13 protein-coding genes are annotated in these 10,059 nt (G+C 53.1%); 9 read left to right on the top strand and 4 right to left on the bottom strand.

Annotation, left to right across the window (positions count from 1 at the left end; translation table 11 throughout):
* Positions 1 to 419 precede the first annotated feature (419 nt).
* The 3 genes from HMPREF3091_RS21830 to flgA form a co-directional block, all read right to left on the bottom strand.
* Complete coding sequence (locus HMPREF3091_RS21830) at positions 420 to 845, bottom strand: flagella synthesis protein FlgN (RefSeq protein ID WP_246840041.1); 426 nt, start codon at positions 843 to 845, stop codon at positions 420 to 422.
* Between the two features lie 15 nt (positions 846 to 860).
* The gene (gene flgM / locus HMPREF3091_RS21825; protein ID WP_008813850.1) at positions 861 to 1,160 is read right to left on the bottom strand and encodes a flagellar biosynthesis anti-sigma factor FlgM; all 300 of its coding nucleotides are present in this window, start codon (positions 1,158 to 1,160) and stop codon (positions 861 to 863) included.
* 187 nt (positions 1,161 to 1,347) lie between these two features.
* On the bottom strand, positions 1,348 to 2,028 hold the full coding sequence (flgA, locus tag HMPREF3091_RS21820; RefSeq protein ID WP_070719095.1) for a flagellar basal body P-ring formation chaperone FlgA: 681 nt from the start codon (positions 2,026 to 2,028) through the stop codon (positions 1,348 to 1,350).
* Positions 2,029 to 2,265: 237 nt separating this feature from the next.
* Between flgA and flgB the strand changes: the two genes are divergently transcribed.
* From flgB to flgJ, 9 genes are all read left to right on the top strand, one after another.
* On the top strand, positions 2,266 to 2,679 hold the full coding sequence (gene flgB / locus HMPREF3091_RS21815; protein WP_004092123.1) for a flagellar basal body rod protein FlgB: 414 nt from the start codon (positions 2,266 to 2,268) through the stop codon (positions 2,677 to 2,679).
* A 5-nt stretch (positions 2,680 to 2,684) separates the two neighbouring features.
* Positions 2,685 to 3,089, top strand: coding sequence for a flagellar basal body rod protein FlgC (flgC, locus tag HMPREF3091_RS21810; RefSeq protein WP_004092125.1), 405 nt, complete (start codon positions 2,685 to 2,687; stop codon positions 3,087 to 3,089).
* Between the two features lie 11 nt (positions 3,090 to 3,100).
* The gene (gene flgD / locus HMPREF3091_RS21805) at positions 3,101 to 3,802 is read left to right on the top strand and encodes a flagellar hook assembly protein FlgD (protein WP_004092128.1); all 702 of its coding nucleotides are present in this window, start codon (positions 3,101 to 3,103) and stop codon (positions 3,800 to 3,802) included.
* Between the two features lie 81 nt (positions 3,803 to 3,883).
* Entirely contained in the window at positions 3,884 to 5,128 is a 1,245-nt protein-coding gene (flgE, locus tag HMPREF3091_RS21800; protein WP_070719093.1) for a flagellar hook protein FlgE, read from the top strand.
* A 68-nt stretch (positions 5,129 to 5,196) separates the two neighbouring features.
* Positions 5,197 to 5,952: a flagellar basal body rod protein FlgF gene (locus HMPREF3091_RS21795; protein ID WP_004092132.1), complete on the top strand. Its 756-nt coding sequence runs from the start codon at positions 5,197 to 5,199 to the stop codon at positions 5,950 to 5,952.
* A gap of 39 nt (positions 5,953 to 5,991) precedes the next feature.
* Positions 5,992 to 6,774, top strand: a complete 783-nt coding sequence (gene flgG, locus HMPREF3091_RS21790; protein ID WP_004092136.1) for a flagellar basal-body rod protein FlgG — start codon at positions 5,992 to 5,994, stop codon at positions 6,772 to 6,774.
* 37 nt (positions 6,775 to 6,811) lie between these two features.
* On the top strand, positions 6,812 to 7,540 hold the full coding sequence (locus tag HMPREF3091_RS21785; protein ID WP_139146242.1) for a flagellar basal body L-ring protein FlgH: 729 nt from the start codon (positions 6,812 to 6,814) through the stop codon (positions 7,538 to 7,540).
* A 70-nt stretch (positions 7,541 to 7,610) separates the two neighbouring features.
* Positions 7,611 to 8,714, top strand: a complete 1,104-nt coding sequence (locus HMPREF3091_RS21780) for a flagellar basal body P-ring protein FlgI (protein ID WP_004092139.1) — start codon at positions 7,611 to 7,613, stop codon at positions 8,712 to 8,714.
* The gene (gene flgJ, locus HMPREF3091_RS21775; protein WP_008813843.1) at positions 8,714 to 9,652 is read left to right on the top strand and encodes a flagellar assembly peptidoglycan hydrolase FlgJ; all 939 of its coding nucleotides are present in this window, start codon (positions 8,714 to 8,716) and stop codon (positions 9,650 to 9,652) included. The genes HMPREF3091_RS21780 and flgJ overlap by 1 nt, the downstream gene beginning before the upstream one ends.
* Positions 9,653 to 9,849: 197 nt before the next feature.
* Here the strand turns inward: flgJ and HMPREF3091_RS22760 are convergent.
* Positions 9,850 to 10,059: hypothetical protein (locus tag HMPREF3091_RS22760; RefSeq protein WP_210403585.1), on the bottom strand; the 210-nt coding region annotated here is incomplete at its 5' end.

Raw genomic sequence — 10,059 nt, 5'->3', positions numbered from 1 at the left:
ACATCCCTGTACCGGCGGCTCTCCCTACCAAGACATAAACAATTAAAAAGATAAAAACAGAGTGTGGTCTTTCTCTTTTGCCGTTGACCTTTTCCGGCACGTTGTGCTTCAGCCGAAGGGAGGAGTGTAGGCTAGGATTCGCCGACAGGACGTCGGCGAAAGAACGGAGGAGCCAGGATGGCGATTGCCGTTCGTTCCGTTAAGGCCGGAATGACGACATTCGGGTACCTGCGAAGCAGGCTGAAGGACGGTGCCAAGCTGGGGTGTCGGGGGGCAGCGACTGGCCCCCCGACTCGGACGCCTGCACGGAGTGCATGTATAATTCGGTGCCTTAGGCGTACGAAACCTTAACTGTTCTCATGTAGATTTCAGTACATTAGGCGTACGAAACCTTAAACCGTAATGACATACACACTCGACTAAATACTCAACTTCCTACCCGTTATCATCCCGCTCTGAGCCTGTCCGTCGGGGCCATACAGGGACTGTCCGTGGCGGCTTTTTAACGTGTCGAGCGCCCCCTGATTGCGGGTGAGATGCTGGTTGAGCAGCATACCGTTGTGCTGATTCATATCATGTAATCTCTGCGTGAGATCCATGATGGTCTGCCAAAGAGGAGCGAGGTCGCTATTTTCTGAATAGGGGGCTTGGTCGCCGGTTTGATGACGATGCTGTTCCTGATGGCGAAGCGTGGCGAGCAGATTCTCTTTTTCCAGCGTGGCGGCCTGCAAACGCACGGCGTCTACACGACCGGCACACAGGAGTGACTGTTCGTTTTCAAGCTCAACTTCAAGCGTTTTCAGGGTATCCAACATTTGTTGCAGCACGTCTAACGTTCCGGGCATAGTCATGACTACCTGTCAGTCGTTTGATTTCAATAAATCATGCGTATCTTGTAACAGCGCATCGGCGATTTTGCCGGTATCCATGGTCAGCTCACCGTTACGAATGGCAAGTTTCAATGCTTCAACGCGTTCAACGTTGATATCTTGGCCATTCGGCTGCATCAGGCGTGATTGCGCATCGCTCAGCTTAACCTGAGTGCCATCAACCGCAGGTTGGCTTGTGGCCTCTTTGCGTTTTTGCTGCTGGATTTCGGATGCTTCTCTTGGCTGAATCGGACTAACACCGCTCAGCGAATGGGTGCGATCTATGCTCATTGTCATTATCTCACTGGTTAGTTGGCGTGAGTCCGTTCTCTGATTGAACGCTACGGCAACGTGTTTCTGTCTGTCTGTACCATCGGCTTAGAAGCCAATAACTTTAGCTAAAACTGTCTATTTCGCTCGATTTATTGCAGCTTTTTTTCACCTAAGCGTGAAAAAGTCATTTTGGTACGAGAAATGACTACATTAGCAACTCAATAGTTCCCTGTTCGGTGGCTTTGCCGCTGATAATTTGTCCAGAGGCTAAACGAACGCGAACGTTGTCGGCAATCGCCGCATTATTGAGCGCTTTCCCTTCGCTGGTCACGTTGAAGCCGTCACCCTGCGCTAAAATCTGTACCGATTGTCCGGCTTTAATGATCCATGTACGGCGCATCATCGATGCCGTCACCGGCTGACCGGCCGCTAAATCACGCGTCAATACCGCGTTATCTAACTGGCTTATTTCCATAATGCTACCGGTAGGAAGACGATCGAGACGACCCTGCATGATGCTGAAATCTGCCGCGCTAATATGCTGCCCACGGCTGAGTGGTGCGCTCGCTACCGGATAGCCTCCCGTGACCTGAACTTCAACTTGCAGATAACGCTTATCCTGCGGGCATTGCACCAACACGCTCAGCGTTCCCCAGCGGCGCGCCGAGGATGGCATAGAAAACTGGGGTATTTCACACGTTGGCCACTGCGATTGCGGTGAGCGGATATTCACTTTTACTTGCTGATTCGCAGCGGTGAACTGTTGGCCGAAATACTGCGTTAGCCCCTCTTGCAGCGCTGAATCTGCGTGTGCCGAGGGCAAGAAAAAGCCCGTCAGCAAAACGCTGGTCAGGAAAAATGGCCATTTCTTTAAATCGCAACGCATAGGGCCTCCACCGGGTGGAATTAACGTATTACAGCGTGAAAATTCTAAACTCAGGCTCGTAGTCTATCTGCTTAGCCAGAAAATAAAGGCCACAAATAGCGCTGCATTTTGCGCTTATTCCTCCCATCGTCTGTATCTCTCCACGTCTATGCTATCCGCTCCAAATTGTCATTCTTGACGATCTGTCAGCCGGTTTATGCCGTGGCAGCCCGTCCTAACTTACTTAGCGGAGAAGGTATGCTCGATAAACTGGATGCCGCGTTACGTTTTCAGCAAGAAGCTTTAAACCTACGCGCACAGCGTCAGGAAATCCTGGCTGCCAATATCGCCAACGCAGATACCCCAGGCTTTCAGGCCAGAGATATCGATTTTTCCTCACAGCTTACGCGCGCGATCGAACAAGGGCGTGTTAATGGCAGCGGTGTCGAGCTAAAACCCACCTCAAGCCGCCATATTCCTGCCCAGAGTTTTCAGCCGCCTGAACTGGATATGCTCTACCGCGTCCCCGATCAACCATCGCTGGATGGAAACACCGTCGATATGGACCGCGAGCGTACGCAATTCGCTGATAACAGCCTGCGCTATCAAACCGATCTGACCGTTATCAGCGGGCAGATCAAAAGCATGATGTCAGTGTTGCAACAAGGATAACGACCATGTCGATGCTCAACATTTTTGATATTTCCGGTTCGGCGCTGGCGGCACAGTCGCAGCGTATGAACGTGGCAGCCAGCAATATGGCGAATGCCGACAGTGTGACCGGACCCGATGGCGAACCCTACCGCGCCAAGCAGGTGGTGTTTGAAGTGCAAGCCGCACCAGGACAGGAAACCGGCGGCGTAAAAGTATCGCAGCTGGTTGACGATCCGTCGCCAGAGCGTTTGGTGTACCAACCGGGCAATCCGTTAGCCGATGCCAAAGGCTATGTGCGGATGCCTAACGTTGACGTGGTCGGTGAGATGGTGAACTCCATTGCCGCTTCTCGCAGCTATCAGGCCAACGTAGAAGTCCTCAACACTACCAAGTCGTTAATGATGAAAACATTAACGCTTGGCCAATAACAGGAGGAGCTATGGCAGTTTCTGTCTCGCTTAACGATCCGGTTGATAATTCCAGCGCAACCAACAAAACCAACGGCACCAATAGTTTAACCAGCCAAAACAGCCAGGATTTAAGCAACAGCTTCCTGACGCTTTTGGTTGCGCAGCTAAAAAACCAAGATCCGACCAATCCGCTACAAAACAATGAGCTGACCAGCCAACTGGCGCAGATCAACACCGTTAGCGGCATTGAAAAGCTCAACACCACGTTGGGTTCTATCTCCGGCCAAATTAACAGCAATCAGTCGTTACAGGCCAGCAGCCTCATTGGTCATGGCGTGATGATCCCCGGCAAAAACATTTTGGCAGGGAAAGAAGAGGGTGCAACCACCACCAGTACCACACCGTTTGGTTTTGAGCTGGAAAGTGGCGCTCAGAGCGTGGTGGTTACCATCAGCGACGCCAATGGTGCGGTCGTTAAACAAATTGATTTGGGCACGCAAACGGCGGGTGTTCATAGCTATACGTGGGACGGCACACAAACCGATGGCACCAACGTGCCAAATGGAGCCTACACCTTTAGCGTGAGCGCGACCAACCAAGGTCAGCAGATGGTCGTTCAGCCGCTGCACTTTGGCATGGTGAACGGAGTGACCAAAAACGGTAACGGCGCGTTGCTGGAACTCGGCATGGCGGGCACCGCCACACTCGACGACGTGCGCCAGATCCTGTAGCCACAGCGTTGACTCCATCATTATCAGCAGCTCAGATTTTTGCTGATGAACGTTTTTTGACCTCTAGAGATAGGACTTCACATGGGATTTAACCAAGCAGTCAGCGGCTTGAACGCTGCGGCCAGTAACCTTGACGTTATCGGCAACAACATTGCTAACTCGCAAACCGTAGGCTTTAAATCTGGCTCTGTGACCTTTGCCGACATGTTCGCGGGTTCAAAAGTGGGGCTAGGCGTGAAAGTTGCTAGCGTACAGCAGGACTTTACCGATGGTATTACCACCACCACTAACCGTGGTTTAGACGTGGCGATCAGCGGCAACGGTTTTTTCCGTATGCAGGACGCTAACGGTGGCGTTTACTACTCGCGTAACGGCCAATTCACCAAGAATCAGGACAACTTCTTGACCAATGCGCAGGGCGTTTTCCTGACAGGTTATCCAGCGGCAGGTTCGCCTCCCACTATCCAGCAGGGCGCACAGCCTTCACCGATTCAGATCCCAACGGGCATGATGCCGGCTAAAGCCAGCAGCTCAGGCAACATGAGTATGAACCTTAACTCATCGCATGAGGTGCCAAAGAACTCACCGTTCAAAGTTGATGATGTTGATTCCTACACCTATGCAACGTCTATTACGACTTATGATTCTTTGGGGAATACCCACAATATGAATCTTTATTTCGTGAAAGGTGCGCCAGTGGCAGCCACGCCACCGGCGACGGGTACGACTACGCCATGGACGGTTTATAGCGTCGACAGCGCAGCCGCTGCAGGTACAGCACCTCAAAACGCAGGCAAACTGGAGTTTGACCAGAACGGTACGCTGCAAAATCCAGGTACGCCTCTGGCGCTGAACATGGCGGCTAACAACGGCGCTCCAGCGCAAAACTTCAACCTAACTTTCACCGGCTCTATGCAACAAAACACCGGTAAAGATGGCGTTACCGCCAAATCTCAAGACGGTTATGCAGCAGGTGAGATGACCGGCTATCAGATCAACGACGATGGCACCATTACGGGCACTTACTCTAACCAGCAAACTCAGCTATTGGCGCAAATCGTGATGGCAAACTTTGCCAACCCAGAGGGTCTTCAGTCTGAAGGCAACAACATGTGGAAAGAGAGTGCCACATCGGGTCAGGCGATTGTTGGCGTGGCGGGGGCCAGTGGGTTAGGGGCATTGACCAGCGGCGCCGTTGAGGCATCCAACGTGGATCTGAGTAAAGAGCTCGTCAACATGATTGTGGCGCAGCGTAACTACCAATCCAACGCTCAAACCATCAAAACGCAGGATCAGATCCTGCAAACGTTGGTCAACCTACGTTAATTACCCTTAATCCACTTCTTCTATGCGTTGGCGAGATGGCCGGCGCATAGAGGCAACAGGCAGATGCTATGGATCACGCGATTTATACCGCGATGGGGGCCGCTAGCCAGACCCTCGAACAGCAGGCAATCACGGCCAACAATATGGCCAACGCCAGCACGCCCGGATTTCGTGCCCAGCTTGCGGCTTTACGCGCTGTACCGGTTGAGGGTGACAGCATCGAAACCCGCACGCTGGTCGCGGCGTCAACGCCGATGCATGACATGAGTATGGGTAAATTGGATTACACCGAGCGCCCGTTAGATGTGGCGTTACAGCAGGATGGCTGGCTTGCGGTGCGTAATGCCGACGGTACTGAAGCTTATACCCGTAACGGTAACCTGCAGATCAACACCGCAGGACAACTGACATCGCAGGGCAACTTAGTGATCGGTGATAACGGGCCGATTGCGATCCCCGATCGTGCAGAAATTACGATTGCCGCCGATGGCACCATCACAGCGCTCGGCGCTGGCGATCAGCCAAACACCACCACTCAGGTTGGGCGTTTGAAACTGGTTAAAGCCACGTCTCAGGAAATGGCGCACGGCGACGATGGTTTATTCCATTTGACGCCAGAAGCGCAGCAGCAACGCGGCGCTACGCTGACGCTCGACCCCGAAGTTCGGTTGATGCCTGGGGTATTAGAAGGAAGCAACGTCAAACCCGTGGATACGATGGTCGATATGATTGCCAACGCCCGCCGTTTTGAAATGCAGATGAAGGTCATTCGCAGCGTGGATGACAACGAACAAAAAGCCAACCAGCTGTTGTCATTGAGTTAATAGCCGCTGAGCGAGTTGAATAACTGAAGGAGTGTTTGAATGATCCGTTCACTGTATATCGCAAAAACCGGGCTGGAAGCCCAACAAACGAACATGGACGTCATTGCCAACAACTTGGCCAACGTGAGCACCAATGGCTTTAAACGCCAGCGTGCCGTATTTGAAGACTTGATGTACCAAACGCTACGCCAGCCGGGGGCTCAATCCTCCGAGCAAACGACGCTGCCTTCAGGATTACAGATCGGTACCGGCGTGCGTCCGGTTGCCACTGAACGTCTGCATAGCCAAGGTAACCTGTCCCAGACTGACAACAGCCGTGATGTTGCCATTAAAGGTCAGGGATTCTTTCAAGTGCAGCAGCCGGATGGCACGCTAGCCTATACCCGTGATGGCTCGTTCCAGGTGGACCAAAACGGCCAACTCGTGACGTCGAGCGGTTTTCAGGTCGTTCCGGCGATCACCATTCCGGCTAATGCCACCAAGCTGACCATCGGTCGCGACGGGATCGTTAGCGTGAATCAGCAAGGCCAAACCGCAACCACGCAGGTTGGACAGCTAACCCTAACGACCTTTATCAACGATGCTGGTTTGGAGAGCGTGGGTGAAAACCTGTATCAGGAAACCGAGAGTTCTGGTGCGCCAACCGAAAGCACTCCGGGTCTGAATGGCGCGGGCATGTTGTATCAAGGCTATGTCGAAACCTCAAACGTGAATGTGGCTGAAGAACTGGTCAACATGATCCAGACTCAACGTGCCTATGAGATCAACAGCAAAGCCGTGACAACGTCTGACCAGATGCTGCAGCGCTTAACGCAGCTCTAAGGACTGATGCAGTATGTCAATCAAGCCGCATAACGTGATGACATCCAATGCTGTTGCTCGTCCCGCATTGATGCCATGCAAAATCGCCGCACTGAGTGCGGCTCTATTGCTTTCAGGAATGCTTTCCGGCTGCGCTTACATTCCGCACGATCAGATCGTGAAGGGTGCAACCACGGCCTCTCCGGCACCCGCAGCGCCGACCGTTGCTAATGGATCCATTTTCCAAAGCGTGCAGCCGATGAATTATGGCTATCAGCCGCTGTTCGAAGACCGCCGTCCACGCAACGTAGGTGATACGTTGACCATTTCGTTGCAGGAAAACGTCAGTGCTAGCAAAAGCTCCTCAGCAAACGCGAGCCGTAACGGTAAATCCAGTTTCGAAGTGGCGACTGCACCACGCTATCTGGAAGGGTTGTTGGGTAACGCACGAGCTGACATGAATATGTCTGGCGACAACGAATTCGGCGGTAAGGGCGGGGCTAATGCCAACAATACTTTTAACGGCACGATTACGGTGACCGTCGCGGAAGTGCTGGCCAACGGTAATCTGAAAGTGGTGGGCGAAAAGCAAATCGCCATCAATCAGGGCACCGAATTTATCCGCTTCTCTGGCGTCGTGAACCCACGCACCATCAGCGGCAGCAACTCTGTGGTATCAACGCAGGTGGCTGATGCGCGTATCGAATACGTCGGCAGTGGCTATATCAACGAAGCTCAGAACATGGGCTGGCTGCAGCGGTTCTTCCTCAACCTTTCTCCGTATTAATAAAAGGGTTGATCATATGTTGATAAGGAATAGAACGATGAAACATAGCTCTAGACGATGGGCTCAGCGTATGACTTCGCTGATGCTGGGGCTGTTGGTTTCCCTAAGCCTGTTCACCCAAACCGCTAGCGCCGAACGTATCCGCGATTTAACCACCGTACAGGGCGTGCGCGATAACGCCCTGATCGGTTATGGATTGGTTGTCGGTCTGGATGGTTCGGGTGACCAAACCATGCAAACGCCGTTTACGACCCAAAGCCTGAACAACATGCTGTCGCAGTTAGGGATCACCGTACCGGCGGGTACTAACATGCAGCTGAAAAACGTGGCTGCCGTGATGGTCACCGCCAAACTTCCGCCATTTTCCCGTGCCGGTCAAAGTATCGACGTGGTGGTTTCATCGATGGGGAACGCCAAAAGCCTGCGCGGCGGTACATTGCTGATGACACCGCTAAAAGGTGTGGATAATCAGGTCTATGCCTTGGCGCAGGGTAACGTACTGGTGGGTGGCGCAGGTGCATCCGCCGGTGGCAGCAGTGTTCAGGTGAATCAGCTAGCGGGGGGCCGTATCAGCGGCGGCGCGACGATAGAACGTGAGGTGCAGAGCACCTTTGGCAATAGTAACGTAATTAACCTGCAGCTCAATGATGAAGACTTCAGCTTGGCGCAGCGTATCAGTGATTCAATCAACCGCTTTGGCGGGATGGGCTCGGCTACGCCGCTGGATGCTCGCACCGTGCAGGTTTTAGTTCCACAGGGCAACAGCAATCAGGTACGCGTGTTGGCGAACATTCAGAATATTGAAGTGTCTGTCGGCAGTTTCGATGCGAAGGTTATCGTCAACTCACGAACTGGCTCGGTGGTGATGAACCGCAACGTTGAGCTGGACTCTTGTGCTGTCGCTCAAGGGAACCTGTCCGTGGTGGTCGATCGCCAAAATACCGTCAGCCAACCCAATACCCCGTTTGGTGGGGGACAAACCGTGGTGACGCCAAATACTCAGATCTCTGTTCAGCAAGGACAAGGTTCATTACAGCAGGTGCGTTCAAGTGCCAACCTAAACAGCGTCGTGCGAACCCTGAACGCGCTGGGAGCTACGCCGAACGATCTGATGTCTATTTTGCAGGCAATGCAGAGCGCCGGTTGCCTACGAGCCAAATTGGAAATTATCTGATGAATGATAGCTTCTCTCTCGGTAGCGCCGCGTATGACGCGCAGGCATTAAATCAGTTGAAACGTCATACGGCGGCTGGATCGGATAAGGCTATCCGTGAAACCGCCAAGCAGATGGAAGGCATGTTTGTTCAAATGATGCTGAAAAGTATGCGTGCTGCGCTGCCTCAGGATGGGGAACTGAGTACGGAACAAACGAAGCTGTATACCTCGATGTATGACCAGCAGATCGCACAGGATATGTCCGGTAGCCTCGGCATTGCCGATATGCTGGTACAGCAGCTTTCCGGTAATAAAACGTCAATTCCTGACAGCGTGGGCACAACGCCAATGGCGTTAGACGGAGAGACGATTCAAAGCATGCCTGTTCGTGCACTTGAGCAGGTGATGCGTCGAGCGATGCCGCGTATCCCACAAAATGGGTCGCCGATGCCGACCAGCAACGGCGAGTTTGTCACTCAGCTGAGTGGCGCGGCGCGAGCCGTTAGCCAACAGAGCGGTATACCGCACCAACTGATTGTGGCGCAGGCGGCGCTGGAGTCTGGATGGGGGCAGCGGGAGATTCCGACGACCGATGGTTCGCGCAGCTTCAACCTGTTTGGGATCAAGGCTGGTAAAAGTTGGGATGGCCCGACAACCGAGATCACCACCACCGAGTTTGAAAATGGCGTTGCACATAAAGTGAAAGCCAAATTCCGCGTGTATGGATCTTACCTTGAAGCCATCAGCGACTATGTGCAGTTGCTAACCAATAATCCACGCTATGCCAACGTCACCAGTGCCAATACGCCAGAACAGGCCGCACATGCGCTGCAAAAAGCGGGCTATGCGACCGACCCGAACTACGCCAGCAAGCTGGTGCAGGTGATTGGGCAGATTAAAAACGCTGGCGAACAGGTGGTGAAGGCGTATACCACGGATTTGGAGAGGTTGTTTTAGGGCATATGATTGCTTGGTTAAGGGTTTCGTACGGCTAGCTTTATGGTTGATGGGGGAAAGGTTTCGTACGCCAGTTAGCATCTGTGGTTCTATGAAGCCACTGGCGTAGGCGTCCGAGCAAGGCGGCTCAATCGCCGCCGCCTTGCATCCGGGCTTGGCACCGTTCTTCAGCCTGCTTCGCAGGTGCCCGAAAGTCGTCATTCCGGCTTTAACGGAACGAACGGCAATCGCCATCCTGGCTCCTCCGTTCTTTCGCCGACGTCCTTGTCGGCGAATCCTAGCCTACATTCCTCCTTTCGGCTGAAGAACAACGTGCCGCAAAGGTCAACGTCAAAACAAAAGGCGTGGCCGGTTTTTAGTTTAAGTATTCGTTGATAGAGCCGGCACGACAGGGATGTCGTGACGGA

Source organism: Hafnia sp. HMSC23F03 (genome assembly GCF_001816025.1).
In the GTDB taxonomy this organism is placed as follows: Bacteria; Pseudomonadota; Gammaproteobacteria; order Enterobacterales; family Enterobacteriaceae; genus Hafnia; species Hafnia paralvei.
This window is presented reverse-complemented; position numbering and strand designations above follow the sequence as displayed.

What these genes read in the sequence shown, in the direction of transcription:
- HMPREF3091_RS21830 (WP_246840041.1), bottom strand. Translation starts at nt 845, where the DNA reads ATGCCCGGAACGTTAGACGTGCTGCAACAAATGTTGGATACCCTGAAA.
- flgM (WP_008813850.1), bottom strand. Translation starts at nt 1,160, where the DNA reads ATGAGCATAGATCGCACCCATTCGCTGAGCGGTGTTAGTCCGATTCAG.
- flgA (WP_070719095.1), bottom strand. Translation starts at nt 2,028, where the DNA reads ATGCGTTGCGATTTAAAGAAATGGCCATTTTTCCTGACCAGCGTTTTG.
- flgB (WP_004092123.1), top strand. Translation starts at nt 2,266, where the DNA reads ATGCTCGATAAACTGGATGCCGCGTTACGTTTTCAGCAAGAAGCTTTA.
- flgC (WP_004092125.1), top strand. Translation starts at nt 2,685, where the DNA reads ATGTCGATGCTCAACATTTTTGATATTTCCGGTTCGGCGCTGGCGGCA.
- flgD (WP_004092128.1), top strand. Translation starts at nt 3,101, where the DNA reads ATGGCAGTTTCTGTCTCGCTTAACGATCCGGTTGATAATTCCAGCGCA.
- flgE (WP_070719093.1), top strand. Translation starts at nt 3,884, where the DNA reads ATGGGATTTAACCAAGCAGTCAGCGGCTTGAACGCTGCGGCCAGTAAC.
- HMPREF3091_RS21795 (WP_004092132.1), top strand. Translation starts at nt 5,197, where the DNA reads ATGGATCACGCGATTTATACCGCGATGGGGGCCGCTAGCCAGACCCTC.
- flgG (WP_004092136.1), top strand. Translation starts at nt 5,992, where the DNA reads ATGATCCGTTCACTGTATATCGCAAAAACCGGGCTGGAAGCCCAACAA.
- HMPREF3091_RS21785 (WP_139146242.1), top strand. Translation starts at nt 6,812, where the DNA reads ATGACATCCAATGCTGTTGCTCGTCCCGCATTGATGCCATGCAAAATC.
- HMPREF3091_RS21780 (WP_004092139.1), top strand. Translation starts at nt 7,611, where the DNA reads ATGACTTCGCTGATGCTGGGGCTGTTGGTTTCCCTAAGCCTGTTCACC.
- flgJ (WP_008813843.1), top strand. Translation starts at nt 8,714, where the DNA reads ATGAATGATAGCTTCTCTCTCGGTAGCGCCGCGTATGACGCGCAGGCA.